Annotated in this window: 25 protein-coding genes; 9 read left to right on the forward strand and 16 right to left on the reverse strand. The window is 69.3% G+C overall.

Annotated elements, in window-relative coordinates:
* Window positions 1-21: 21 nt before the first annotated feature.
* The 11 genes from rpiA to ACO073_RS23860 are packed head-to-tail and all read right to left on the reverse strand — an operon-like array spanning window position 22 to window position 12,610.
* The gene (rpiA, locus tag ACO073_RS23810) at window positions 22-1,269 is read right to left on the reverse strand and encodes a ribose-5-phosphate isomerase RpiA (RefSeq protein WP_422000882.1); all 1,248 of its coding nucleotides are present in this window, start codon (window positions 1,267-1,269) and stop codon (window positions 22-24) included.
* On the reverse strand, window positions 1,266-1,952 hold the full coding sequence (rpe, locus tag ACO073_RS23815) for a ribulose-phosphate 3-epimerase (RefSeq protein WP_422000884.1): 687 nt from the start codon (window positions 1,950-1,952) through the stop codon (window positions 1,266-1,268). Before rpe ends, rpiA begins: the two co-directional genes overlap by 4 nt.
* Window positions 1,952-2,677 carry a 6-phosphogluconolactonase gene (pgl, locus tag ACO073_RS23820; RefSeq protein WP_422000886.1) on the reverse strand — a complete coding sequence of 242 codons (726 nt, stop codon included), beginning with the start codon at window positions 2,675-2,677 and terminating at the stop codon, window positions 1,952-1,954. Before pgl ends, rpe begins: the two co-directional genes overlap by 1 nt.
* A gap of 8 nt (window positions 2,678-2,685) precedes the next feature.
* Window positions 2,686-3,504, reverse strand: a complete 819-nt coding sequence (locus ACO073_RS23825; protein WP_422000887.1) for a Cof-type HAD-IIB family hydrolase — start codon at window positions 3,502-3,504, stop codon at window positions 2,686-2,688.
* 19 nt (window positions 3,505-3,523) lie between these two features.
* Window positions 3,524-5,092, reverse strand: a complete 1,569-nt coding sequence (zwf, locus tag ACO073_RS23830; protein WP_422000889.1) for a glucose-6-phosphate dehydrogenase — start codon at window positions 5,090-5,092, stop codon at window positions 3,524-3,526.
* A 29-nt stretch (window positions 5,093-5,121) separates the two neighbouring features.
* Window positions 5,122-7,179 (reverse strand): transketolase, encoded by a 2,058-nt coding sequence (gene tkt, locus ACO073_RS23835; RefSeq protein ID WP_422000890.1) that lies wholly within the window; start codon window positions 7,177-7,179, stop codon window positions 5,122-5,124.
* A 17-nt stretch (window positions 7,180-7,196) separates the two neighbouring features.
* On the reverse strand, window positions 7,197-8,216 hold the full coding sequence (gene gnd / locus ACO073_RS23840; RefSeq protein ID WP_422000891.1) for a phosphogluconate dehydrogenase (NAD(+)-dependent, decarboxylating): 1,020 nt from the start codon (window positions 8,214-8,216) through the stop codon (window positions 7,197-7,199).
* A gap of 3 nt (window positions 8,217-8,219) precedes the next feature.
* Entirely contained in the window at window positions 8,220-9,128 is a 909-nt protein-coding gene (locus tag ACO073_RS23845; RefSeq protein WP_422000892.1) for a 2-deoxy-5-keto-D-gluconate 6-phosphate aldolase domain-containing protein, read from the reverse strand.
* A complete protein-coding gene (gene pgi, locus ACO073_RS23850; protein WP_422000894.1) occupies window positions 9,128-10,765 on the reverse strand; it encodes a glucose-6-phosphate isomerase in 1,638 nt (545 codons plus the stop codon). Before pgi ends, ACO073_RS23845 begins: the two co-directional genes overlap by 1 nt.
* 52 nt (window positions 10,766-10,817) lie before the next feature.
* A complete protein-coding gene (tal, locus tag ACO073_RS23855) occupies window positions 10,818-11,903 on the reverse strand; it encodes a transaldolase (protein WP_422000896.1) in 1,086 nt (361 codons plus the stop codon).
* On the reverse strand, window positions 11,900-12,610 hold the full coding sequence (locus tag ACO073_RS23860) for an HAD family hydrolase (protein WP_422000898.1): 711 nt from the start codon (window positions 12,608-12,610) through the stop codon (window positions 11,900-11,902). Before ACO073_RS23860 ends, tal begins: the two co-directional genes overlap by 4 nt.
* 273 nt (window positions 12,611-12,883) lie before the next feature.
* Here ACO073_RS23860 and ACO073_RS23865 point away from each other — a divergent pair, with 273 nt between their 5' ends.
* From ACO073_RS23865 to ACO073_RS23890, 6 genes are all read left to right on the forward strand, one after another.
* A complete protein-coding gene (locus ACO073_RS23865) occupies window positions 12,884-13,621 on the forward strand; it encodes a DUF72 domain-containing protein (protein ID WP_422000899.1) in 738 nt (245 codons plus the stop codon).
* 17 nt (window positions 13,622-13,638) lie between these two features.
* Window positions 13,639-14,490 (forward strand): alpha/beta fold hydrolase, encoded by an 852-nt coding sequence (locus ACO073_RS23870; RefSeq protein WP_422000901.1) that lies wholly within the window; start codon window positions 13,639-13,641, stop codon window positions 14,488-14,490.
* A 64-nt stretch (window positions 14,491-14,554) separates the two neighbouring features.
* Window positions 14,555-14,977: an ArsR/SmtB family transcription factor gene (locus ACO073_RS23875; protein ID WP_422000903.1), complete on the forward strand. Its 423-nt coding sequence runs from the start codon at window positions 14,555-14,557 to the stop codon at window positions 14,975-14,977.
* Window positions 14,887-15,318 (forward strand): SRPBCC family protein, encoded by a 432-nt coding sequence (locus ACO073_RS23880; protein WP_422000905.1) that lies wholly within the window; start codon window positions 14,887-14,889, stop codon window positions 15,316-15,318. The genes ACO073_RS23875 and ACO073_RS23880 overlap by 91 nt, the downstream gene beginning before the upstream one ends.
* Window positions 15,315-16,172, forward strand: coding sequence for a transglutaminase-like domain-containing protein (locus ACO073_RS23885; RefSeq protein ID WP_422000907.1), 858 nt, complete (start codon window positions 15,315-15,317; stop codon window positions 16,170-16,172). Before ACO073_RS23880 ends, ACO073_RS23885 begins: the two co-directional genes overlap by 4 nt.
* A 98-nt stretch (window positions 16,173-16,270) precedes the next feature.
* Window positions 16,271-16,723 carry a VOC family protein gene (locus ACO073_RS23890; protein ID WP_422000909.1) on the forward strand — a complete coding sequence of 151 codons (453 nt, stop codon included), beginning with the start codon at window positions 16,271-16,273 and terminating at the stop codon, window positions 16,721-16,723.
* A gap of 35 nt (window positions 16,724-16,758) precedes the next feature.
* Here the strand turns inward: ACO073_RS23890 and ACO073_RS23895 are convergent, their stop codons facing one another.
* Both ACO073_RS23895 and ACO073_RS23900 read right to left on the reverse strand, forming a co-directional pair.
* Window positions 16,759-17,235 carry a gamma-glutamylcyclotransferase gene (locus ACO073_RS23895; protein WP_422000910.1) on the reverse strand — a complete coding sequence of 159 codons (477 nt, stop codon included), beginning with the start codon at window positions 17,233-17,235 and terminating at the stop codon, window positions 16,759-16,761.
* On the reverse strand, window positions 17,220-18,509 hold the full coding sequence (locus ACO073_RS23900; RefSeq protein WP_422000912.1) for an adenylate/guanylate cyclase domain-containing protein: 1,290 nt from the start codon (window positions 18,507-18,509) through the stop codon (window positions 17,220-17,222). The genes ACO073_RS23895 and ACO073_RS23900 overlap by 16 nt, the downstream gene beginning before the upstream one ends.
* Window positions 18,510-18,638: 129 nt before the next feature.
* Here ACO073_RS23900 and ACO073_RS23905 point away from each other — a divergent pair, with 129 nt between their 5' ends.
* Both ACO073_RS23905 and ACO073_RS23910 read left to right on the forward strand, forming a co-directional pair.
* Window positions 18,639-19,700: an alpha/beta hydrolase gene (locus ACO073_RS23905; RefSeq protein WP_422000913.1), complete on the forward strand. Its 1,062-nt coding sequence runs from the start codon at window positions 18,639-18,641 to the stop codon at window positions 19,698-19,700.
* Window positions 19,701-19,709: 9 nt separating this feature from the next.
* On the forward strand, window positions 19,710-20,345 hold the full coding sequence (locus tag ACO073_RS23910; RefSeq protein WP_422000915.1) for a TetR/AcrR family transcriptional regulator: 636 nt from the start codon (window positions 19,710-19,712) through the stop codon (window positions 20,343-20,345).
* A 63-nt stretch (window positions 20,346-20,408) separates the two neighbouring features.
* Here the strand turns inward: ACO073_RS23910 and ACO073_RS23915 are convergent, their stop codons facing one another.
* Entirely contained in the window at window positions 20,409-21,263 is an 855-nt protein-coding gene (locus tag ACO073_RS23915; protein WP_422000917.1) for a fumarylacetoacetate hydrolase family protein, read from the reverse strand.
* Between the two features lie 115 nt (window positions 21,264-21,378).
* On the opposite strand from ACO073_RS23915, the gene ACO073_RS23920 reads away from it, so the two are divergent.
* Entirely contained in the window at window positions 21,379-22,008 is a 630-nt protein-coding gene (locus tag ACO073_RS23920; protein WP_422000919.1) for a family 16 glycoside hydrolase, read from the forward strand.
* Here ACO073_RS23920 and ACO073_RS23925 read toward each other — a convergent pair.
* Together ACO073_RS23925 and ACO073_RS23930 are read right to left on the reverse strand one after the other, a co-directional pair.
* Window positions 21,986-22,660 (reverse strand): HAD family hydrolase, encoded by a 675-nt coding sequence (locus tag ACO073_RS23925; RefSeq protein ID WP_422000921.1) that lies wholly within the window; start codon window positions 22,658-22,660, stop codon window positions 21,986-21,988. The two genes, ACO073_RS23920 and ACO073_RS23925, sit on opposite strands and share 23 nt — an antisense overlap.
* On the reverse strand, window positions 22,657-23,466 hold the full coding sequence (locus ACO073_RS23930) for an HAD-IIB family hydrolase (RefSeq protein ID WP_422000923.1): 810 nt from the start codon (window positions 23,464-23,466) through the stop codon (window positions 22,657-22,659). The genes ACO073_RS23925 and ACO073_RS23930 overlap by 4 nt, the downstream gene beginning before the upstream one ends.
* Between the last annotated feature and the right edge of the window lie 37 nt (window positions 23,467-23,503).

Below are 23,503 nucleotides of genomic sequence, written 5' to 3' on the forward strand. Positions count from 1 at the left end.
CTCAGGCGGAAGGGCCGCGCATCAGGTGCGGGCGACCTCGGCGGATGCGCCGAGCTGGCGGATGATCTCTTCCGCGACCTGCCCGGGAGGCGCGTCGATGTCGACCGTCAGAGGATCCTCGTCGGGACCGGGCTCGTCCAGCGCGTCGAACTGGCTCTGCAGCAGGGTCGCCGGCATGAAGTGCCCCTTGCGCCCGGCCAGGCGCTCGGCGATCACCGCGCGGCTGCCGCGCAGGTACACCAGGCGCACCTCGGGCCGGTCGCCGACGACGATCCGGCGGTAGGCCTTCTTCAGGGCCGAGCAGGTGACGATACCGGGCTGCTCGCGGGCGCGCTGGCCGTCGATCCAGGCCGCCACGGCCTCCAGCCAGGGCTGGCGGTCCTCGTCGGTCAGCGGCACGCCGGCATGCATCTTGGCGACGTTCGATTCGGGATGGAGCGAATCGCCCTCCTCGAAGGGCCAGCCCAGCCTGGCCTGCAATTCGCGGGCGATCGTGGTCTTGCCCGAGCCCGAGACGCCCATCAGCACCAGGACCGGCGGGCCGCCGCGATGGCGCCGCGCGGCGTCGAGGCGGCGCACGCCCCCGGCATCGGCGACGAAGACCGAATCGGCGCGGCCGGTGAACAGGCCGCTTTCCACCACCCCCACGATGCCGCCGATGCGCGCCTCCAGCGCCGCCGGATCGGCGATGGCCGGGAACCGGCAGTCGAGGATGCGGTTGCCGCCGTCGGTGACGAAGGGCTCACCGGCCGGCGTCAACCGGAGCGCGGTCCGGGCGCCCAGCGCGTCGAGCGCGGCCTGCGTGACCTCGAGGCCGAAGGTGACGACCTCGACAGGCACCGGCGTATGGGCGCCCAGACGGTCGACCAGCTTGGCGCCGTCGACGACGATGGCCAGCCGCCGGCTGGCGGCGGCCACGATCTTCTCGCGCAGGAGCGCACCGCCCAGCCCCTTGATCAGGTTGAGCGTGCCGCGCTCGACCTCGTCGGCGCCGTCGATGGTGAGATCGATGCGGTGGTGCTCGGCGAAGCTGGTGAGCGGGATGCCACCGGCGCGCGCCTGCGCCGCGGTACGCTCGGAGGTCGGGATGCCGATGAACCGCAGGCCCTCGCGATGGCGGCGGGCCAGCGCCTCGACGGCGAAGGCCGCCGTCGAGCCGGTGCCGAGGCCGACCACCATGCCGTCCTCCACCAGGCCGACCGCGGCCTCGGCTGCTTCGCGCTTCAGCGCGTCGCGTTCGGAATCTGCAGAGGGAGAGCCGCCGCTCATGGCCTGGCCGCCCCCGCCTCGGCACTGCTGCGGATCGCCGCGATGGCGGCGCCGTAGTCCTTGCTGTCGAAGATGGCGGAGCCCGCGACGATCGCGGTCGCCCCCGCCGCGGCAGCCAGGCCGGCGGTCTGGTCGTTCTCGCCACCGTCGACCTCGATCACCGTGTCCAGCCCGCGGGCCGCGCACATCGCCCGCAGCCGGCGGATCTTGGGCAGCATCTCCGGCAGGAAGCTCTGGCCGCCGAATCCGGGATTGACGGTCATCACCAGGATGATGTCGCAGAGATGCAGGACGTACTCGATCATCTCCGGCGGCGTCGCCGGATCGAGCACGACGCCCGCCTTCTTGCCGAGGCCGCGGATCTGGCCCAGCACCCGGTGAAGATGGATGGTCGAGCCGGGCTCGGCCTGGACCAGCAGATGGTCGGCGCCGGCCTCGGCGAAGGCCGCGACGTAGCGTTCGGGCTCGACGATCATGAGATGGACGTTGAGCGGCTTGGCGGTCGAGCGGCGGATCGCGCGCACGACCAGCGGCCCGATGGTGATGTTCGGCACGAAGCGGCCGTCCATGACGTCCACATGGATCCAGTCGGCGCCCGCCGCGTCGACGGCGCGCACCTCCTCGCCCAGGCGGGCGAAGTCGGCCGACAGGACCGACGGCGCGATGAGCACGCGCCCCGCCATCAGCCCTCCCCCGCCGCCGCCCGGTCGACGAACCAGATCAGCTCGCCCACCGGCTTGACCCGAGACGCCGGAACGGTGCTGGTGCCGGCGCGGATCGCCTCGAACATCGCCGTCTTCTCCTTTCCGGCGAGCAGGAAGGCGACCTTGCGGCTGCTGTCGATCACCGGATAGGTCATGGTGATGCGCACTTCCGGCCGGCCGTGCGACACGGCCGCGACCCAGCGCTTGCGTTCCTCCAGCACCGGCTCGCCCGGCAGCAGCGACGCGGTGTGGCCGTCGGGTCCCAGCCCCAGCAGGGTGATGTCGAACAGGGGCCGCTTGGGATCGAGCGTGTCAGCTCCGTAGGCCTGCTGCAGCGTGCGTTCGTAGCGCGCCGCGGCATCGTCCGGATCGCCGTCGGTCGGGATGGGATGGACGCTGGCCGGCGGGATGGGTGCCTTCGACAGCATCGCCTCGTTGGTCATGCGGTAGTTGCTGTCGGGATGGTCGTGCGGCACGAAGCGCTCGTCGCCCCAGTACCAGGCGACGCGATCCCAGGGAAAGCGGTCGCGGAAGCGGTCGGACGCCAGCAGCCCGTAGAGGGCGCGCGGCGTCGAACCGCCCGAGAGCGAGACCCGGAACGGACCGGCGGCGGCCAGCGCCTCGGCGGTCATCCATTCGGCGACGTGGAGGGCCAGCGCGGCTGGATCGGGGAGCGTGTCGACGCGTGCGTCCTTGTTTGCCATGTCGTGCCTCAGGCCAGGTTGCCGAGAATGAAACGCTCCATCGCCTTGGCGAAGCCCTCGTCGTTATGCGAATCGGTCACCGCCGCCGCCTTCGCCTTCACGTCGTCGGGCGCGTTGCCCATGGCGATGGCGAAGCCCGACTTCACGAACATCGGCACGTCGGTCGGCTGGTCGCCGATGGTGGCGATCTCGTCCGCCGGCACGCCGAGATGCGCCGACAGGTAGTCGACGACGGCGCCCTTGTTGGCGTCCCGGTTGGTGATGTCGAGATAATAGGGCTGCGAACGGTTGGCCGTCGCCCTCTCCCCGAAGGCGGCGCGGGCATCGGCCTCGCAGCGCTGGACGCGCTCCAGGTCGTCGCTCACGCCCACGATCTTGGCGACACCCGTGAGGTCGACGCCGACGTCGGCCACGACCCTGGGCTCGAACTTGACCGTCCAGGCCTCGCGCACGACGTGCGGCGCATCGGCCTTGCTGATCAGCCAGTCGTTGCCGCGATAGACCCAGACGTCGAGCCCGTGGCCGCGGATCAGGTCGAGGGCGCGGGCCGCGACGTCCTCGGGCACGGTCTTCTCTTCCAGGATGGAGCGGTCGGGCCGGATGAACAGCCCGCCGTTGAAGCCCGCCGTCGGCGTGTCGAGCTGCAGCGCGTCGAGGATCATCGCCATCCCCATCGGCGGACGGCCGCTGGTGATGGCGAAATGGATGCCCGCCTGCCGCACGCTCCTGACCGCCGCCCTGGCGCGCTCGGTCAGGACCTTCTGCTCGTCGACCAGCGTGCCGTCGACATCGGCCAGCACCAGGGAGATTTTCCGCTTCTCTGCCATAGCACCCTCTGCTTCCCGGTCAGTCGAGTGGCCGCCAGGCGCGCCCGTCGCGCGCCAGCAGCTCGTCGGCGGCGGCCGGGCCGTCGCTGCCGGCCGCATAGTTCCCGAAGTCCTTGGGCGGCGTCGCCGCCCAGGCATCGAGAATCGGCTGCACCGCCGCCCAGCCCGCCTCGATATTGTCGGCACGCTGGAACAGCGTGGCATCGCCCATCATGCAGTCGTACAGCAGCGTCTCGTAGCCGGTGTTCGGCGCCATGTCGAAGTAGGACTTGTAGCCGAAATCCATGCGCACATTGTCGAGGCGCACCGTCGGGCCCGGCCGCTTGGCGGCGAACTCGAGCGCGATGCCCTCGTCCGGCTGGATGCGCACGATCATCCAGTTCGGGTTCATGCGCTCGACATGGGTGCCGCGGAACAGCGTGAAGGGCGCCTGGTGGAAGCGGATGGCGATCTCGGTCCATCGCTGCTTCATGTACTTGCCGGTGCGCAGGTAGAAGGGCACGCCAGCCCAGCGCCAGTTGTCGATCTTGAGCTTCCAGGCGATGTAGGTCTCGGTGGTCGAGGTCGGCGAGACGTCGGGCTCCTGGCGGTAGGCCTTGGCCGGCTGGCCGAGCACGGTGCCGGCGGCATACTGGCCGCGCACCGCGTCGCGCTGGATGCGCTTGGGGGTCATCGGCCGGATCGCCTCGATGACCTCCGCCTTCTTGTCGCGCACCGCGTCGGCGTCGAAGGAGATCGGCGGCTCCATGGCGGTCATGGCCAGGAGCTGGAACATGTGGTTCGGCACCATGTCGCGCATGGCGCCCGTCGCCTCGTAGAACTTGCCGCGATGCTCGACGCCCACCGTTTCCGCGGCGGTGATCTGGACATGGTCGATGTGCTGGCGGTTCCACAGCGGCTCGAACAGGCCGTTGGCGAAGCGCAGCGCCATGATGTTCTGGACCGTCTCCTTGCCGAGAAAATGGTCCATGCGGAACACCTGGTGCTCGTTCAGCGTCTTCAGGATCGAGGCGTTCAGCGCCTTGGCCGAGGCGAGGTCGTGGCCGAACGGCTTCTCGATGACGACGCGCCGCCACTTGCCCTCCGGCTCCTTCGTGAGGTCGGCCGCGCCGAGGGACGCCACCACCGGCCCGAAGAAGCGGTCGGCGACCGCCAGGTAGAACAGGTGGTTGCCGCCGGTCCCCTTCTTCTCGAGCCCGGCCAGGTGCTCGCCCAGCTTCTTGTAGATGTCCGGCGTGGTCAGGTCGCCCTGCAGGTAGGTCATCCGGTCGGTCAGGAACTTCCAGGCCTTGGCGTCGATATGGTCGGCGCTGAACTCGCCGCCGCCCTTGGCGACGAAGCCCTGCATCGACTCCGTCAGGTTCTTGCTCCACTGCTCGGCCGAGATGTCGGCGCGATCGACGCCGACCAGCTGGAAGCCGTCCGGCAGGCGGCCCGAATTGACCAGGTTGTAGAGCGCCGGCACGACCAGGCGCTTGGTGAGGTCACCCGCCGCGCCGAAGATCACCATGGCGCAGGGCGGCGCCTTGGGGGCCTTCTCCATCTGCGCCTGCTTGCCGTCTGCCGGCTTGTCCTGCCTGGTTGCCATGGCCGCGCGGCCTCCTTCCCTGTCCGATGTCACTTGCGTCCGAGCATCTCCAGCGCGGCCTCGACGACCTTCTCCGGCTCGAACCCGTACTTGCGCTGCAGTTCCTTGAGCGGCGCCGAGGCGCCGAACGCCTTCATGCCGATCACGCGGCCCTGGTCGCCGACATAGCGCTCCCAGCCCATGGCCGAGGCCTGCTCGACCGCGAGCCGCAGCTTCACCGCCGGTGGGAGGACCTCCTCGCGATAGGTCTGCGGCTGGTGCTCGAAGACGTCCCAGGACGGCATCGAGACGATGCGCGAGCGCACGCCCTTGGCCGCCAGCGCCTCGTGCGCCTCGACGATCAGCGCCACCTCGCTGCCCGTGGCGATCAGGATGATCTCCGGGTTGCCGTCCTTGGCATCGGCCATCACATAGGCGCCGCGCGAGACGCCCGCCGCCGAAGCATACTTGGTGCGGTCGAAGGTCGGCAGCGGCTGGCGCGACAGCGCCAGCACCGCCGGCTGGTGGCGGAGCTGCAGGATATGGCGATAGGCCTCGACGACCTCGTTGGCGTCGGCCGGGCGCATCACCGACAGGCCGGGAATGGCCCGGAGCGAGATCAGCTGCTCGACCGGCTGGTGGGTCGGCCCGTCCTCGCCGTCGCCCATCGCGTCGTGGGTGAAGACCATGATGGTCGGCAGCTCCATCAGCGCCGACAGCCGGATGGCCGGCCGGGCATAGTCGCTGAAGATGAAGAAGGTGCCGCCGAAGGCGCGGATCTTGGACAGCGACAGGCCGTTCACGATCGCCGCCATCGCGTGCTCGCGGATGCCGAAGTGCAGGTTGCGGCCGCCGTAGCTGCCGGGCTCGAAGTCGCCCGCGCCCGCGAACTTCAGCGTCGTCTTGTTCGAGGGGCCGAGATCGGCCGAGCCGCCGATCAGCCAGGGGACGTTCTGGGCCAGCCTGTTCAGCACCTCGCCCGAGGCATCGCGGCCGGCGATGCCCTTGGCGTCGGCCTTGAAGACCGGCAGGTCGCGATCCCAGCCCTTCGGCAGCTCGCGCCGCTGCATCTGGTCGATCTCGGCGGCGAGCTCGGGATACTTCTTCGCGTAGGCCGCGAGCAGCGCCTCCCATTTCTGCCTTGCCTCGGCGCCGCGCTTGCCGATGCCGGCATCGAACGTCTCCATGACGCCGTCGGGCACCAGGAACTTCGCATCCTCGGGCCAGCCGTAGGCGCGCTTGGTCAACTTGACCTCGTCGTCGCCCAGCGGCTCGCCGTGGGCGGCCGCGGTGTCGACTTTGTGCGGCGAGCCGTAGCCGATGTGGCTGTCGAGGATGATCAGGGTCGGTCGGTCGGTGGTCTTGCGGAAGACCTCGAGCGCATCCTCGATGCGCTGCAGGTCGTTGGCGTCGCCGACCCGCAGCACGTTCCAGCGATAGGCCTGGAAGCGCGTCGCGACGTCCTCTGTGAAGGTGATGCTGGTCTTGCCTTCGATGGTGATGTGGTTGTTGTCGTAGATCCAGCAGAGGTCGCTGAGCTGCAGGTGGCCGGCGATCGACGCGGCCTCCGAGCCGATGCCTTCCATCAGGCAGCCGTCGCCGCAGACGGCGTAGACGTTGTAGTCGAACAGGGCGAAGTCGGGCTTGTTGTAGCGGGCGGCCAGCCACTTGCGGGCGATCGCCATGCCGACGCTGGTGGCGATGCCCTGGCCGAGCGGACCGGTCGTCGTCTCGACGCCCGATACCCAGTGGTATTCCGGATGGCCCGGCGCTTTGCTGTCGAGCTGGCGGAAATGGCGGATGTCGTCGAGCGTCACCGATGGCTTGCCCAGGTTCTCGTAGTCGGCGTTCACCGCCTGGGTGCGGGTCAGGAACAGCATCGACCAGAGCAGCATCGAGGCATGGCCGTTCGACAGCACGAAGCGGTCGCGGTCGGGCCAGATCGGGTCCTTGGGGTCGAAGCAAAGGATCCGGTTCCACAGCGTGTAGACGAGCGGCGCCAGCGCCATCGGCGTGCCGGGATGACCCGACTTCGCCTGCTGCACGGCGTCGATCGACAGGGTGCGGATGGTGTTGATGGCGAGCTGGTCGCGCTCTTCCTGGTTCATGGCCGTGCTCCCCCGCCTCAGCTCCCGGCCTTCTTCTCGACGTGGCCTCCGAACTCGAAGCGCATGGCCGAGAGCAGCTTGTCGGCGAAGTCGGCCTCGCCGCGCGAGCTGAAGCGTTCGTAGAGCGCCGAGGACAGGACGTGCGCCGGCACGCCCTCGTCGATTGCCGCCTTGATGGTCCAGCGGCCCTCGCCGGAATCCGACACGCGGCCCTCGAAGCCGGCGAGCTGCGGATCCTTGATCAGCGCCGAGGCCTGCAGGTCGAGCAGCCAGGAGGCGATCACGCTGCCGCGCCGCCAGACCTCGGCAATGTCCGGCAGGTTGAGGTCGTACTGGTAGTGCTCGGGGTCGCGCAGCGGCGTGGTCTCGGCGTCGATCGCATGGCTGCGCTTGCCGATATTGGCCGCCTTGAGCACGGCCATGCCCTCGGCATAGGCCGCCATCACGCCGTACTCGATGCCGTTGTGCACCATCTTCACGAAGTGACCGGCGCCGTTGGGGCCGCAGTGCAGCCAGCCCTCCTCCGCCGTGCCGCCCGCCTTCTCGCGGCCGGGCGTGCGCGGAATGTCGCCGCGGCCCGGCGCCAGGGTGGTGAAGATCGGCGACAGGCGCTTCACGACCTCGGGCTCGCCGCCGACCATCATGCAGTAGCCGCGGTCGAGCCCCCAGACGCCGCCGCTGGTCCCGACATCGACATAGTGCAGGTCCTTCGGCGCCAGCGCCTTGGCGCGGCGGATGTCGTCGATGTAGTAGGAATTGCCGCCGTCGATGACGATGTCGCCCTTCTCGAGCAACGGCTCGAGCTCGGCGATCGTCTCGTCGACCACCGCCGCCGGCACCATCAGCCAGATCGCGCGCGGCTTGGCGAGCTTCTTCACGAACTCGGCGAGCGAGGCCGCGCCGACCGCCTTCTCCTTGGCCATCTCGGCCACCGTCGCCGCCGAGCGGTCGAAGACGACGCATTCATGGCCGCCCTTCAGCAGCCGGCGCACCATGTTCGCTCCCATACGGCCAAGGCCGATCATTCCCAACTGCATGGCTCACGCCTCCTCGAAGAGATCAACGAATTCCCGGTAACGCGCCGCGATGCGCTCCGCCGCCTGCTGGCGGGTCGCCTTGCCGGCCTTCCAGTCGACCAGCGGGTCCCAGAACACCGTGCGCCCGACGGCGAAGCCGACGAAGCCCGGCACCCTGGCCGCGATGCCCAGCCATTCCCGCACCTTGGCATCGTCCTCGCCGCGGCCGAGCACGATGCAGCCGACCGTGTCGCGGCCGCCCGCCCGCGCGGTGGCCACCACCGCGGCGCAATCCTCGGCGCGGTCGAGGCCCTCGATCTTCCACAGATCGGGCTCGACCCCGGCCGCCTGCAGCTGGGCGATGGCCTCGACCATGAGGTGCGGCCGAAGCTGCAGGTCGTAGGCCTTGCGGTCGCCGGCCAGCCGGTCGAGCTGCGCCTTCTCCGGCGGCACCAGCAGCTCGAACATGAAGCGGCTGCGGCCGGTCCCGGCGAGATGGTCGGACAGCCGCTTCAGCCGCCCGGCCTGACGCCGGTTCAGCGCCGCGTCCCCCTCGGGATTGTAGCGCACCAGCACCTTGCAGAAGGTCGGGTCGAAGGCCGCGATGTGGCTGGCGAAATCCTCGCCATACTCGAAGTCGAATTCTTCCTGGCCGCTCTTCTCGGCCGGGCAGGCCGTGGTGACGCCGTGCCCGGCGGCGGCGCGCAGGATTGCCGCGCCGAACTGCTCGTCGACCAGGATGCCCGCCTTGGCCGCCGGCGCGCCAGCGGCCAGCGCCGCCCGGAAGCCTTCGTAGATGATCATCTTGGCGTCGGCGATCTCGGCGGTCTGCCGGGCGTCGAGCGGTCCACTCCAGCCGAACAGCCCCCGCTTGAAGGAGCCGCGATGGTCGAACGGCAGGATGTAGAGCGGCCGGTCCCAGCCACGAGGCATCAGGCGGCGCCCTTCATCTTGCGGTAGCGCCGGATCAGGGCGTTGGTCGAGCTGTCGTGCGCGAGCGGCGGCTCGCCGGGCGCCTCGAGCTCGGGAATGATCTTCTGGGCCAGCGCCTTGCCGAGCTCGACGCCCCACTGGTCGAAGGAATCGATCTGCCAGACGGTGCCCTGGGTGAACACGCTGTGCTCGTAGAGCGCCACCAGCTTGCCGAGCGTCGCCGGCGTCAGCCGGTCGACCAGGATCGTGTTGGACGGCCGGTTGCCCTCGAACAGGCGGTGCGGCACCAGCCAGTCCGGCGTGCCCTCCGCCTTGACCTGCTCCACCGTCTTGCCGAAGGCCAGCGCCTCGGTCTGGGCGAAGACGTTGGCCAGCAGCATGTCGTGGTGGCGGCCGAGCGGGTTCAGCGTATGGGCGAAGGCGATGAAGTCGCAGGGGATCAGCCGCGTCCCCTGGTGGATGAGCTGGTAGAACGAATGCTGGCCGTTGGTGCCCGGCTCGCCCCAGTAGATCGGGCCGGTATCGTAGTCGACGCGCCGTCCGTCGCGCGTCACGTGCTTGCCGTTGCTCTCCATCGTGAGCTGCTGGAGATAGGCCGGGAAGCGCTTGAGGTACTGCTCGTAGGGCAGCACGGCGACCGTCTGGGCACCGAAGAAGTCGTTGTACCAGACCGACAGCAGGCCCATCAGCACCGGCAGATTGCGCTCGAACGACGCGGTGCGGAAATGCTCGTCCATCTCGTGGAAGCCTGCCAGCATGGCGCGGAAATTGTCCGGGCCGACCGCGATCATGGTCGAGAGGCCGATCGCCGAGTCCATCGAGTAGCGGCCGCCCACCCAGTCCCAGAAGCCGAACATGTTGGCCGTGTCGATGCCGAACTTCTCCACCTCGCCGGCATTGGTCGAGACGGCGACGAAGTGACGGGCGGTGGCCGCCTTGTCGCCGCCCAGGCCGGCGAGGAGCCAGTCGCGCGCGGTGTGCGCGTTGGTCATGGTCTCCAGCGTGGTGAAAGTCTTTGACGATACGATGAACAGCGTCTCGGCCGGATCGAGCCCGAACACGGCCTCGGCGAAGTCCGTGCCGTCGACGTTGGACACGAAGCGGAAGCCCATGTCGCGCTGGCTGTAGTGGCGCAGCGCCTCGTAGGCCATCACCGGCCCGAGGTCCGAGCCGCCGATGCCGATGTTGATGACGGTGCGGATGCGCTTGCCGGTATGGCCGTGCCAGGCGCCGCTGCGCACCCGGTCGGCGAAGGCCGCCATCTTGTCGAGCACGGCGTGCACCTCCGGCACGACGTTCTTGCCGTCATGCAGGATGGTCGCGTCGCGCGGCGCGCGCAGCGCGACGTGCAGCACCGAGCGCTTCTCCGAGACGTTGATCTTGTCGCCGCGGAACATGGCGTCGATGTTGTCGCGCAGGCCCGACTGCTCGGCGAGCTGCATCAGCAGGCCGAGCGTCTCGTCGGTCACGCGGTTCTTGGAATAGTCGAGGAAGACGCCCGCCCCCTCGACCGAGAGCCGCTCGCCGCGCCGGGAATCCTCGGCAAAGAGCTGGCCGAGCGTGCGGCCCTCGATCTCCTTGTGATGCTTCTTCAGCGCCGACCAGGCCGGCCGGTTGCGCAGGATACGGACTTTCATCGTGCTTTCCCTGATCGACGTGACGGAGACGGGTCGGCCGGCTGCGGCGGCGTCAGCCCGCCTTGCGCATGGCGCCCCGTTTGGAATCGATGCGCTCCATCAGGTCGTTCCACGACTTCACGAACGATGCCGCGCCTTCGTCCTGCAGGCGCTTGGCCAGCGCGTCGACATCGACGCCGGCCTTGGCGAAGGCCGCCAGCACCTTCTCGCAGTCGCCGCCGTCGGCGGCCAGCGGCTGGCCGACCTCGCCATGGTCGCCGAACGCCTTCAGCGTGCCTTCGGGCATGGTGTTGACGGTGAAGGGCGAGGCCAGATCCTTGACGTAGAGGATGTCGGAGGCCTTGGGATCCTTGGTCCCGGTGCTCGCCCACAGGAGCCGCTGGGCGCGGCCGCCGACGTTGGCCACGCGCTGGAAGCGCGGCGAATCGAGCAGGTCGCGATAGGCCTTGTAGGTGCGCTCGCCGATGGCGATGCCCAGCTTGTTCACGAGCTCGGCCGGCACCTCCTTGGCCACCGCCACGTCCCAGCGGCTGATGAACACCGAGGCCACCGAGGCGACCGCCGGGTTGAGCCCCTTGGCGATCCGGCGCTCGACGCCGCGCAGGTAGGCGTCGGCCGCGGCGAGGTACTGCTCGCGCGAGAACAGCAGCGTCACGTTCACCGGCACACCGGCGAAGATCGCCTCCTCGATGGCCGGCAGGCCCTCGGGCGTGCCCGGGATCTTGATGAAGAGGTTGGGCTTGCCGGCCCGCTTGTGCAGGTCGAGCGCAGCCTTGAGCGTGCTGTCGGTATCGTGCGCGAGCAGCGGCGAGACCTCGAGCGAGACGAAGCCGTCGACGCCGTCGGTGCGCTCGTGGACGGCCTTGAAGAGGTCGGCGGCGCGCGTCAGGTCGGCCAGCGCCAGCTCGAAGAAGACCGCCTCGCCCGATTGCGAGGCCGGCGCCTTGAGCGCGACGTCCTGGTCGTACATCGCGCTGTTCTTGATGGCGTTCTCGAAGATCGTCGGGTTGGAGGTGAGCCCCGTCACCGACAGCTCGTCGATATAGCGCTTGAGCGTGCCGTTGTTCAGCATGTCGCGCGTGATGTTGTCGAGCCAGAGGCTCTGGCCCAGGTCATGGAGCTTCTTGGTCGGATTCATCCCGTCACCTTCTGGCTGGAGTTCGGCTCGCGCGCTGGCGGTCGCAGCCGCGCGGGGTCGTGGTTGAGCAGATCGCCGATCCGCTCGATCGTGAGATCGGCCGGCGGCAGCGCCGACACGACCTTGGCATCGTGAGCGTAGTGTCCCTGGCGCGGGAACACGGTGGTCACGCGATCCTTCCAGATGTCCTTGACCGCCGAAAGGATGCGCAGCTTGTCGTCGACCAGCACATAGTGGTCGGCGGGAAAGCGGCGCTCGACGTCGAACAGCGCCTCTTCCTTGTGGATGTAGATCAGCACGTTGCCGTCGACCGCGTCGGCGAGGCCGGCATGCTCGACCTTGCGCGGCTGGAACACGACATCGCCGTCCGACAGAAGCACGGTCGTGCCGTGCTCGCGCAGATGCTTCAGCACATCGAGTGCACCGGGATAGAGCTTCCCCGCGAACGGATAGTCGATCAGGTAGTGCGACATGGCGAGCAGCTCGATCTCCGTCGGGTGCTCGACGCGATAACGCTGGAGCGCCCCGATGTAGTCGCGGTAGCCGAGCTCGGTGAAGAGATCCTCGAGGATGCGCCAGTAGCGCTCGCCGGCGGAGGCGCCGTAGGTCTGCTCGATATGTGCGCGCAGGTCCTGCTGGATGGCGTCGTTGTCGAGCAGCGTGTTGTCGACATCGACGAGGAAAACGATCGGATGACGCAGCGCCATGCGAGACCTCCCGGCGTACTGCGGCACGCGGCGACCCGGTGCGCACGACAAGTGACAAGTAAAAGACAAACCACGCCGGAAACAACGCCCCCGACGAGACCCAGCGACCTTTCCGTGAGCCTCGATGTCGGCTCTTTTGTGGCAGCAAGACCGGCAAGCTATGCACTCGATTCCATAGACGCGCAAGCGTCGCATGGAGCAGTATCGCGGCCGTGGCGCGACGACCGCCGCGGTGCGGGCCGGCACGCCGGCGGCAGTCCGAACGGAGCATCGATGGCAGGCAAGATCCATGTCGGAATCGGAGGCTGGACGTTCGAGCCGTGGCGCGGCGTCTTCTATCCCGAAGGCCTCACCCACAAGCGCGAGCTGGAGTATGCCAGCCGTCACCTGACCTCGATCGAGATCAACGGCACCTACTATTCGAGCTTCAAGCCGGCGAGCTGGATCAAGTGGCGGGAGGAGACGCCGGACGGCTTCGTGTTCGCCGTCAAGGCTTCGCGCTTCTGCACCAACCGGCGCGTGCTGGCCGAGGCCGGCGAGTCGATCCAGCGCTTCTTCGCCCAGGGGATCGAAGAGCTTCGCGACCGGCTAGGCCCGGTGAACTGGCAGTTCATGGGCACCAAGAAGTTCGACCCCGAGGACTTCGAGGCGTTCCTCAAGCTGCTGCCGCGCGAGATCGGCAAGCGGCCACTGCGCCATGCGCTGGAAGTCCGTCATGCGAGCTTCAAGGACCCGCGCTTTTACGACCTCGCCCGCAAGTACCGGGCGGCGATCGTGTTCGCCCACGACGACGATTTTCCCGAGATCGACGAGACGACGGCCGACTTCACCTACGCCCGGCTCATGGGGGCCGAGGAGAAGGTCAAGACCGGCTACAAGCCGGCCGACCTCGATGCCTGGGCCAAGCGCGCCAAGGCCTGGGCCCGGAAGGGCGACGCCTTCGTCTACTTCATCTCGGGCGCCAAGGTCCGCAACCCGGCAGCGGCACAGGCGCTCATCGAGCGCGTTTAGCCGGCGGAGCACGAGAAATGGTTCAGGCGTTTCCGGCGGCGTTGCGACTCGAGCAGATCGAAGGCGACGGCGCCTCTCTCCATACCCGCGTCGGCGGCACCGGCCCGGCGATCGTCATGCTGCACGGCTTTGCCGACACCGGCGACATGTGGGCGCCGCTGGCGCAGGCCGTCATCGACCGCCACACGGTCGTCGTGCCCGACCTGCGCGGCATGGGCCTGTCCTCCCAGCCGGCCGGCGGCTACGACAAGAAGACCCAGGGGCGCGACATCGCGCGCCTGCTCGACCGCCTCGGCGTCGACAAGGCCGCTCTCGTGACCCACGACATCGGCAATATGGTGGGCTACGCCTTCGCCGCGCAGTTCCCCGACCGCGTGACGAAGTGGGTCGTCATGGATGCGCCGCTGCCGGGGATCGGCCCATGGGACGAAATTCTCAAGAACCCGCTGCTCTGGCACTTCAACTTCCGGGGACCCGATGTCGAGCGGCTGGTCCAGGGCCGCGAGCGCATCTACCTGGACCGCTTCTGGAACGAACTGTCGGCGACGCCCGCCTCGATCGACGAGGAGACGCGCCGGCACTATGCCGACCTCTACGCGCGGCCGGGAGCCATGCACTGCGCCTTCGAGCAGTTCGCCGCCTTCGCCCGGGACGCCGTCGACAACAAGGAACTCGCCGCCGGCGGCAAGCTCGCGCTTCCGGTCCTGGCGATCGGCGCCGACAAGTCGTTCGGCACCGCCCAGGCCGACGTCATGCGCTTCGTGGCAAGCAACGTCACGGGACAGGTCATCGCCAACTCCGGCCACTGGCTGATGGAGGAGCAGCCGGCGGCCACGGTCGAGGCCATCACCGCCTTCCTGAGCGCCTGAGGCTGAAGGGCGACCGGCCGCACTGGCTTGACGGGCGGGTCGTGACCGCCATATAGTTAACTTTATGGTTAACTATCAGAGCGCGGCGCTCGATCGCACCTTCGCCGCCCTGTCCGATCCAACGCGGCGCGCCCTGCTCGCGCGTCTCGACGAAGAGGACGGGATCACGGTGAGCGAGTTGGCGCGTCCCTTCCCGGTCTCGCTGCCGGCCATCATGAAGCATCTCGACGTGCTGTCGGACGCCGGGCTGATCGAGAAGACCAAGTCCGGCCGGACGGTGACCTGCCAGCTCAGGGCCGAGCCGATGAAGCAGGCCATGACCTGGCTGCAGCACTACGAGCGCTACTGGACCGAGCAGCTCGACCGCCTCGCCGCTTTCCTGGAGGAAGACGATTCATGGCCAGCAAGCCCAGCCTCGCCCTCGAGCGGCGCTTCAAGGCGACGCCGACGCAGCTCTTCGAAGCCTGGACGAAGCCCGAAAAGATGATTCGCTGGTGGGGGGTCACCGACCACCCCAGCACGCCGCGGGCGGAGACCGACCTGCGGGTGGGCGGCCGCTTCCGCGTGCAGTTCCACACGCCCGACGGCGAGCACCAGAGCGTGAGCGGCGTCTACCGCGAGATCGTGCCTGACCGCCGGCTGGTCTTCTCCTGGGCCTGGCAAAGCACGCCGGAGCGGGAGTCCCAGGTAACTGTCGACCTCAGGTCGGACAGCGACGGCACCGTGCTCACCCTCACCCACGAGCAGTTCTTCGACGAGACGGCACGCGACAACCATCGCCGCGGCTGGACGCATGCCCTCGACAACCTCGAAAAGGTGTTCCCGTGACCCTCGACGATTATCGCGCCCCGGTCGGCATGACGGACCCCGGCGCGCGGGCCGGCTTGCTCGACGGGCTTCCGGCCGATGTCGCGACGCTGGCCGGCATCGTGCAGGGCGTCCTCATCCACGAGCATGTCGCGCCGGCCTACGGCGTCACGCTCACGCCGCCGCAGCATGCCCAGGCGCACCAGCGCGGCATCGCGACGGTCCTCGACTGCATCGCCCGCCAGGACAGCCGCGCCCTGCCGCAGGCTCGGCCGGCCGGCGAGCGCGTCGTCGGCGTCTGCCGGCACTTCACGCTGCTCCACGTCGCCATGCTGCGCCGCCAGGGCGTGGCGGCACGCGCCCGCTGCGGCTTCGGCGCCTATTTCCAGAAGGGCAGGTTCATCGACCATTGGGTGACCGAATACTGGTCGGCCGGCGAGGACCGCTGGATCCTGGTCGACGCCCAGCTCGACCGGCAGCAGCGCGACCTGTTCGGCGTCACCTTCGACCCGCTCGACGTGCCGCGCGACCAGTTCCTGGTCGCCGGCGACGCCTGGCGCCTCTGCCGCGACGGCGCCGCCGATCCCGCAACCTTCGGTGTCCTCGACATGTACGGGCTGTGGTTCGTCGCCAGCAACGTCATCCGCGACGTGGCCGCGCTCAACAACCGCGAGATGCTGCCGTGGGACGTGTGGGGCGCCATGACCGCAAACGACGCGGAGATCGACCGCGCCTTCATCGACGGGCTGGCCGACCTGTCCCGCGCCCCCGACGGGCAGGACGAGGCGCTGCGCGCGGCTTACGAGGACCCGCGGGTCGCCGTGCCGGGAACGGTGTTCAACGCCGTGCTCCAGCGGCCCGAACCGGTGGGCTGACGCCAGCGAAATACAGCACGAATGAGCGGAATTTCCCGCTGCCCCGGCCCGGCCGGACTGTTGTAGACTGGCGGTCAACGGAACGCAGGAGGGATCGGATGCCCGCACTTTCGTTGGACCACTGGAATATCTACTGCAAGGACCTCGACGCCACGGTGCGCTTCTACGAGCGCTACGTCGGCCTGACCAACGGCGACCGTCCGCCGTTCCAGTTCCCCGGCGCCTGGATGTACGCCGGTGACAAGGCGATCCTCCACATCGTCTCGGAAACCGACCGCCAGGATCATGGCAGCGGCGCCATCGACCATGTCGCCATCAACTGCTCGGACATCCGCGGCACGATCGACACCATCAAGAAGGACGGGCTGCCGTTCGAGGTGCGCAAGGTGCCGGCCCGTCCGCTGCAGCAGGTGTTCGTGCACGATCCGGACGGCGTGATGATCGAGCTCAACTTCTGGCACGAGGCCGACGTCCCCGAGATCAAGCAGTCCGGGATGGCGCCGGTCTCGCGCGAGGAGCTCGCCAAGAAGCAGCTCGCCGGCGCCAAGTAGGGCGCCCAGCAGGACGAGGCCGCACCGACCGCCGCTCAGTCGAAGGTCGGCGTATCGCGAAGCCGCCGGAGATAGTCCGGCGGCAGCAGGTCGTGCCCGGCCAGGAGATGGGCCAGATAGGCGCGCGTCGGGCGAAGCCCCTCGGCCGTCAGCCGGGCCACGTAGGTGACGGCCTCGACCGTCGTGCCGCTGTCGCCGCGTACCACCGGAACGATCCGCCGCTCGTAATGACCGTCGGCCACGCCCTCGTAGCGATCGAGGATGGCGAAGCCCGCGGGCGGCAGCAGGTTCAGCGTTCCGTGCACGACGTCTCCCGTCGCGGCGACGATGTTGCCGGCGCCCGCGCCCGGCGGCGTGCGGGCCCGCTTGTCGAAGACCAGCCGCCAGCCGTCGAGCCGGCCCGCGACGCGCTCGCCGCACGCCACCTGCCCGGGCCGCAGGCGATCCACGAACAGCCGCTCGGCGCTCATGTTGGAGCCGTAGGCGAAGTACCAGCTCAGGCCACCCGCCATACCCGGATCCCCTCGTCATAGCCGCGGATCGCCATCGGCCCTAGATCGGTCGCGGCACCGGCCTCGATCGGAACGCGGCTGTGCACCGAGCTCGAGACCAGGAGCTGCGACCCGGTCTCCTTGGTGAGCTGCTCGAGCCGCGCCGCCAGGTTCACCGTGTCGCCGATCACCGTGTACTCCTTGCGCTGCGGCGATCCGACCGTCCCGGTGACGGCTTCGCCGAGATGGATGCCGATGCCGATGCGCAGCGCCCATTGCGGCCGCTCGGCGTTCCAGCGCTCGACCGCCGCCAGCATGTCCCGGCCGGCCGCGAGCGCGTTCGACGCCGCGCGCGTATCGGCCAGCGGCGCCCCGAACAGGGCGAGGAAGCCGTCGCCCAGGAACTTGTTGATGATGCCGTTGTGGTGATCGACGATGTCGATCATCCGCGCGAAGAAGTCGTTCAGCAGCGCCACAGTGTCCGCGGCGGGCCGCTGGCGGGACATCGCCGTGAAGCCCCGGATGTCGAGGAACAGCACGCAGACTTCCCGCATCTCGCTCGGCGGCTCGGCCTGCGTGGCCAGCAGCCGTTCGACCACCGCCGGCGACACGTGCTGGCCGAACAGGTTGGTGACGCGGTCGCGCGCGGCACCGGCCAGCACCGCCTTGTCGAACTGCCGGCGAAGGCTCAGCGCCACGATCCCCGCGACGATGCCGCCGACCAGCAGCACGAGGCTGCGGCTGAGATTGTACATCAGCGAGTACTGCGGCTCGTCGGAGAACAGGTCGAGAGGCAGCAGCCAGATCACGAGAAGCCCCTGCTCCACCGCCGCGACCAGCCCGGTCCAGGCCGACAGCCAGAAATCGAGCCGCAGCGTCGACAGCAGGATGAACACGAAATAGAGCAGCGGGGGCCAGAATCCGAAGACCGTCTCGGGCGCCATGTGCCGGCTGAGCTCGAAGATGATCACGCTCGGCAGGCTGGTCTCGATCAGCGCATTGGCGAAGCGCGCAGGCCGGGGGAATTCCCGGCCGGCCGCCGCGCGCCGGCTGAGAACGTACAGGACGACCAGCTCGTAGAGAGCGAAGGGCCCGATCAACGCCAGCGGGGTCCACCATTCGAGGGACCCCTGGAACATCCGCTCGACGAAGCCGGGAACCAGGTTGACCGCGCCCATGGTCGCCGCCAGCAGCGCCACCAGGACCACGGCCAGGACCCGCACGCGCTCGACTTCGTTGCGCACGATCTCGCGAGCCAGCTGCTTGGCATAGCCCTCAGGAAGCGCCTCGGCCATCGCCGACCAGCCTAGAACATTGTCGTTCCAACGGGAATCGGGGCCGCGGACCGGCGTCGCAGAACGGCCCGCCGGACCGCGGCGACCGCCGAGGCTCCACAAGGACCGGCCGGAATGCTAGGAACGGCCATGGCATTGATCGAGGTCGCGCGCGACGTGCAGGGGAAGGCGATGAACCTCGCCCTGCGCATGCCGATTTCGTGGATCAACATCCTGTCGGGCGCTCCCGTCACGGTCGACGGCCGCACGCTCGACGCCCGCACCCAGTGGTTCCTCCAGCTCCTGGCCCGCAACGGCCAGCCGCCGATGCACCTGATGAGCGTCGTCGAGGCGCGCGCCGCCTACGACGCCTTCCTGCCGATCCATGGCGGCCGTCCCGCCCCGGTCGGCGAGATCGTCGACCGCACGATCGCGGGACCTGCCGGGCGGCTGCGCATCCGCCTCTACCGGCCGGCCGGCGCCGTGGCCCGGCTGCTGCCCACCATCCTGTACTTCCATGGCGGCGGCTGGACGATCGGCAGCCTCGAGGGCTACGACCTCGCCTGCCGCTACTTCTGCGCCCGCAGCGGCTGCGCGCTGCTCGCCGTCGACTACCGGCTGGCCCCCGAGCACAAATTCCCGGCGGCGATCGACGACGCGGTGGCCGCCTACGACTGGCTGGCGGCCGAGGCGGTGGGACTGGGGATCGATCCCGACCGCATCGTCGTCGCGGGCGACTCCGCCGGCGGCACGATCGCCACGGTCACCGCGCGCCTGGTGCGCGAGCGGCCGAGGCCACCCTGCCTGCAGTGGCTGATCTATCCGGTCACCGATCTCGCCTGCGACAGCGCCTCCTACACGAGCTGCGGCGAGGGCTTCCTGCTGACGCGCGCTTACATGGAATGGGTGCGCGGCCTCTACCTCGCCAACCCGGCCGAGGTCGACGATCCGCGCGTCTCGCCGCTCAGGGCGGACGACCTCGCGGGCGTCGCGCCGGCCCTGATCTACACGGCCGGCTTCGACCCGCTGCGCGACGAGGGCCGCGCCTATGCCGATCGGCTCTCGGCGGCCGGCGTGAAGACCGTCTACCGCGAGTTCGATTCCCTGATCCACGGCTTCGCCGGCATGCGCGGCGCGTTGCAGGCCGCGGCGCGGGCCATGGACGACATGGTGGCGGGGCTGCGTCACGAGCTGGCGCTCCTGGGGCGATGAGGGCCGACGATGAGCATGAGTGAAGGCGCCCGCGGCGAACCGCGCGAGCGCTCGAGCCGGCGGGAGCAGAACAAGGCCGAGAACCGGACGGCGCTGCTCAAGGCGGCACGGGCCGTGTTCGCCGAGATGGGCAGCGGCGCGGCCAGCGTGCGCGACATCGTGCGGCGCACCGATCTGGCCTCGGGCACGTTCTACAACTACTTCAAGGACAAGGACGAGATCTTCGAGGCCGTGGTCGGCGAGCTGACCGGCGAGTTGCTGAAGCGGCACAATGCCGGCCGGGCGCAGGCCGACAGCGTCGAGGAATTCTTCCGCCGCCATTACGCCGTCTATTTCGACTTCATCGCCGAGGATGCCGAGCTCCTGGCCCTCGCCCAGAAGAACTTCACCGCCATCCGCACCCTGCTCGACAAGCCGGACGTGCGGGCGCTGGCGCTGGCACTGAACGACGACATCCGCTCGGCGATCGCCCGCGGCGTCCTGCCCAATGTCGATGTATCCTACCTGGCCGCGTCGATGGCCGGCGTCGCCTTCGAGATCTCGGTGGTCATGGTGGCGCGCGACCCGGTCGATCCGGCCGCCGCCACCGACTTCGCCACCCGACTGATGATGGGCGGCTTCCAGCACCTGCCCCGCCGGGGCTGAACGCCGCCGGGGCCCATCGCCCCGGCAGCCGCAGCGTGGCGGATCGCAAGCGGGTCGCGGCGCCTACGCGCCCTTCACGATCGTGTTGCTCAGCACGCCGATCTTCTCGATCTCGACCTCGCAGACGTCGCCCGCCTTCAGCCAGGGCTGCGGCTTGCGCGCCATCGCGACGCCCGAGGGCGTGCCCGTGATGATGATGTCGCCCGGATCGAGCGTCATGACCTTGCTCAGCTCGTGCACCAGCGTCGGCACGTCGAAGATCAGGTCGTCGGTGTTGCTGTCCTGCATGACCTTGCCGTTGACGCGGGTCATGATGCGCAGCGGCGCGCCGCCCGGCGGCAGCTCGTCCGGCGTCACGATGTCGGGGCCGAAGCCGCCGGTGCCGTCGAAGTTCTTGCCCAGCGTGAACTGGCCGCCCGACTTGCGCTGCCAGTCGCGCACCGAGCCGTCGTTGAAGCAGGCATAGCCGCCGATCACGCCGAGCGCCTTCTCCTTCGGCACGTTGCGGCACTTGCGGCCGATCACGACGGTGAGCTCGGCTTCCCAGTCGAGCTCCTTGGAATGGCTCGGCACCGGCATCTTGCCGTTGTGCGGCACCAGCGTGTTGTTGAAGCGGCAGAACACCACCGGATAGGCCGGGATCGGGCTGCCGGTCTCCTCGGCATGCTTGCGGTAGTTGAGGCCGATGCAGAGGATCTTGCCCGGCGCCGGGACCGGGCAGAGGTACTTGGCCGACTTCGCCGAGACGGTGGCGCCGGCCTTCGGCTTGGCGCAGGCCTTGGACACGGCGGCCTGCAGCTTCTTTCCGCCCATCAGGATCTCGACGACCGACTTCGGCCCGCGCGGCATCTGCTTGCTGAGGTCGATGATCTTGCCGTCGCCGGTCTTGACGCCGACGGCCGGCTTGCCGCCGCTCATGATGGTGCAAAGTCGCATTGATTCCCCCCTCGAAAGATCGCGTACTCGGTCGGCGCGTAAACTCCTCCCTCCGTCATCGGCGGTCAAGCGCGACACGATTTGCTAGGATCATTCGATGCGATTCCTGCTCGCCCTTCTCGCGATCCTCGTCGCCTCTCCCGCCGCCGCGCAGCTCGTGGTGCCGCTCACCTCGTCCGACGGCCGCGTCGCCTGCACCCAGGGGATGACCGGCATCGGCCGTCCGGCGGCCTGGGAGGCCGTGGCCGACCGCGAGGCGATCGGCGGCTGGGCGCTTGCCGAGACGGCGGCCGACCCCAGCGACCTGCGCTTTCCCCTGTGCGTTTCGGAGCAGGCGGTGACCCGCGACATCGACGCTACCCTGCGCTTCAAGCCCGTGAGCGGCACGCGCGCGCAGGCCGCCGGCCTGATCTTCCGGGCGCTCAGCGCCAACGACTACTACGTGGTCCGGGCCGACGCGCTCGACAACACGGTGCGCCTCTACCGCATGGACGGCGGCAAGCGCAGCCAGCTCGCTGCCAAGGAGGCGCCGGTCACGGCCGGAAAGTGGCACACACTGCAGGTCGTGGCCGTCGCCGACCGCTTCGAGGTCTCGCTCGACGGCAAGAAGCTGTTCGACGCCACCGATCGCAGCCTGCTGCAGCCGGGCGCCATCGGCGTCTGGAGCCAGGCCGACAGCGTCACCCATTTCGGGCCCCTGCTGGTCAGCCCGCCGCCGGCCCGCTGACCAGGAGTTCGCGGACGGCGTGGAGGTCGGTGACGACGCGCGAGCAGAGCGCCGCGATCTCGTCCGTCGACGCGATCAGGTCGGGCACCATCACTGTCATCATGCCGGCCGCCGCGGCCGAGCGGACGCCGTTGTGGGAATCCTCCAGCGCCAGGCACAGTTCCGGCGCGACGCCCAGCCGCTCCGCTGCCCGCAGGAAGGGATCGGGTGCGGGCTTGCCGGCGGCATAGTCGCCGTGCGCCACGATGGCGTGGAAGCGCGGAGCGAGGCCATGGCAGGCGAGGTTTGCCTGCACCGTGGCGTGGGACGACGAGGTCGCGATGGCCCGCGGCAGGCGCCTCTCGTCCAGGAGATCGAGCAGCTCGGCGGCGCCGGCCTTCAGCGCCGGGCCATCGGCCGCCAGCGCCCGGAAGTGCCGGCCCCAGGCGCCGACCAGCGCCTCGAGCGGATAGTCGGCGCCGTAGTGATCGAGCAGGAAGCGGTGGTTGACCTCGCGCGACCGGCCGACCAGCTGCAGGAAGACGTCGTGGCTCATGGCGCAGCCGAGCTCGGCCGCGGCGGTCAGGATCGCGGCGCCGTACAGCGCCTCGGTATCGAACAGCAGGCCGTCCATGTCGAAGACGACCGCGGCGGGCGGGCGGGGCAGGCTCATCGACGGGCCGCGATCAGCGCGTGCGCCAGCTCGACGAAGCCCGCGCCCGAGCGCGCCGTCGTGATCCAGCGCGGCAGCCGCTCCATGTCGGCGGCGAAATCGCGGACGTTGGCCACGCCCACGGCATTGGGGAAGTAGCCGAACATCGGCGCGTCGTTGGGCGAATCGCCGGAGAAGACCCAGCGCGACCGGTCGGCGTCGAGATCGACCCCGAACAGCTCGCCCATCATCAGGCGGCTGGTGGTGAGCTTGTCGTAGTCGCCGAACCAGCCGTTGACGTGGATCGAGCTCACCTTGGCATGGGCGCCGTGCTTCTCGAAGATCGCCACGATGCGATGGATGTCGGCGTGCGGCAGGGGAGCGACGTCCTCGCAGAAGTCGATGGCGAGGTCGGCGGCCCGGTAGGGCTGGTCGGAGGCGATGCCGGCGCCCGGCACCTCGCGCAGCACCTCGGCGCGCACCGTCTCCAGCCGTCGCCGGCCCTCGGCCCGCGTCGCCTCGTCCTGCACGAAGCGGGTCCGCAGCCGGCCGCTGTCGGCATCGTGCCACATCCAGAAGGCGCCGTTCTCGCCCACCACCGCGTCGACCGGCCAGAAGCGGGCGATGTGATCGCACCAGCCGGCGGGCCGGCCGGTCACCGGGATGACGCGCAATCCGGCCGCCTTCAGGGCTTCGATCGCGCCGTAGGCCTCGCCGGTCAGCCGCGACCGGGTCGAGACGGTCTCGTCGATGTCGGTCAGGACGCCCCGGACGGCGGCCAGGACCTCGCGCGCGCACCCGGCCAGGGGCGTCATGGTCTTCTCCATGGCGACACTTCTTAACATGGCGCCGCCCGGCCTTCGG

It is taken from the genome of Reyranella sp. (assembly GCF_965229815.1).
Taxonomy (GTDB): Bacteria; Pseudomonadota; Alphaproteobacteria; order Reyranellales; family Reyranellaceae; genus Reyranella.

Bases quoted from the DNA above. Each gene is read 5' to 3' on its own strand.
- ACO073_RS23900 (WP_422000912.1), bottom strand. From the start codon at position 18,509: ATGGCCGAGGCGCTTCCTGAGGGCTATGCCAAGCAGCTGGCTCGCGAG.
- gnd (WP_422000891.1), bottom strand. From the start codon at position 8,216: ATGCAGTTGGGAATGATCGGCCTTGGCCGTATGGGAGCGAACATGGTG.
- ACO073_RS23925 (WP_422000921.1), bottom strand. From the start codon at position 22,660: ATGAGCCTGCCCCGCCCGCCCGCCGCGGTCGTCTTCGACATGGACGGC.
- ACO073_RS23910 (WP_422000915.1), top strand. From the start codon at position 19,710: ATGAGCATGAGTGAAGGCGCCCGCGGCGAACCGCGCGAGCGCTCGAGC.
- ACO073_RS23875 (WP_422000903.1), top strand. From the start codon at position 14,555: ATGGTTAACTATCAGAGCGCGGCGCTCGATCGCACCTTCGCCGCCCTG.
- ACO073_RS23890 (WP_422000909.1), top strand. From the start codon at position 16,271: ATGCCCGCACTTTCGTTGGACCACTGGAATATCTACTGCAAGGACCTC.
- ACO073_RS23845 (WP_422000892.1), bottom strand. From the start codon at position 9,128: ATGCCTCGTGGCTGGGACCGGCCGCTCTACATCCTGCCGTTCGACCAT.
- pgi (WP_422000894.1), bottom strand. From the start codon at position 10,765: ATGAAAGTCCGTATCCTGCGCAACCGGCCGGCCTGGTCGGCGCTGAAG.
- ACO073_RS23870 (WP_422000901.1), top strand. From the start codon at position 13,639: ATGGTTCAGGCGTTTCCGGCGGCGTTGCGACTCGAGCAGATCGAAGGC.
- zwf (WP_422000889.1), bottom strand. From the start codon at position 5,092: ATGGCAACCAGGCAGGACAAGCCGGCAGACGGCAAGCAGGCGCAGATG.
- tkt (WP_422000890.1), bottom strand. From the start codon at position 7,179: ATGAACCAGGAAGAGCGCGACCAGCTCGCCATCAACACCATCCGCACC.
- rpe (WP_422000884.1), bottom strand. From the start codon at position 1,952: ATGGCGGGGCGCGTGCTCATCGCGCCGTCGGTCCTGTCGGCCGACTTC.
- ACO073_RS23895 (WP_422000910.1), bottom strand. From the start codon at position 17,235: ATGGCGGGTGGCCTGAGCTGGTACTTCGCCTACGGCTCCAACATGAGC.
- ACO073_RS23915 (WP_422000917.1), bottom strand. From the start codon at position 21,263: ATGAGCGGCGGCAAGCCGGCCGTCGGCGTCAAGACCGGCGACGGCAAG.
- ACO073_RS23865 (WP_422000899.1), top strand. From the start codon at position 12,884: ATGGCAGGCAAGATCCATGTCGGAATCGGAGGCTGGACGTTCGAGCCG.
- pgl (WP_422000886.1), bottom strand. From the start codon at position 2,677: ATGGCAAACAAGGACGCACGCGTCGACACGCTCCCCGATCCAGCCGCG.
- ACO073_RS23905 (WP_422000913.1), top strand. From the start codon at position 18,639: ATGGCATTGATCGAGGTCGCGCGCGACGTGCAGGGGAAGGCGATGAAC.
- ACO073_RS23930 (WP_422000923.1), bottom strand. From the start codon at position 23,466: ATGGAGAAGACCATGACGCCCCTGGCCGGGTGCGCGCGCGAGGTCCTG.
- ACO073_RS23880 (WP_422000905.1), top strand. From the start codon at position 14,887: ATGGCCAGCAAGCCCAGCCTCGCCCTCGAGCGGCGCTTCAAGGCGACG.
- ACO073_RS23920 (WP_422000919.1), top strand. From the start codon at position 21,379: ATGCGATTCCTGCTCGCCCTTCTCGCGATCCTCGTCGCCTCTCCCGCC.
- rpiA (WP_422000882.1), bottom strand. From the start codon at position 1,269: ATGAGCGGCGGCTCTCCCTCTGCAGATTCCGAACGCGACGCGCTGAAG.
- ACO073_RS23860 (WP_422000898.1), bottom strand. From the start codon at position 12,610: ATGGCGCTGCGTCATCCGATCGTTTTCCTCGTCGATGTCGACAACACG.
- ACO073_RS23825 (WP_422000887.1), bottom strand. From the start codon at position 3,504: ATGGCAGAGAAGCGGAAAATCTCCCTGGTGCTGGCCGATGTCGACGGC.
- tal (WP_422000896.1), bottom strand. From the start codon at position 11,903: ATGAATCCGACCAAGAAGCTCCATGACCTGGGCCAGAGCCTCTGGCTC.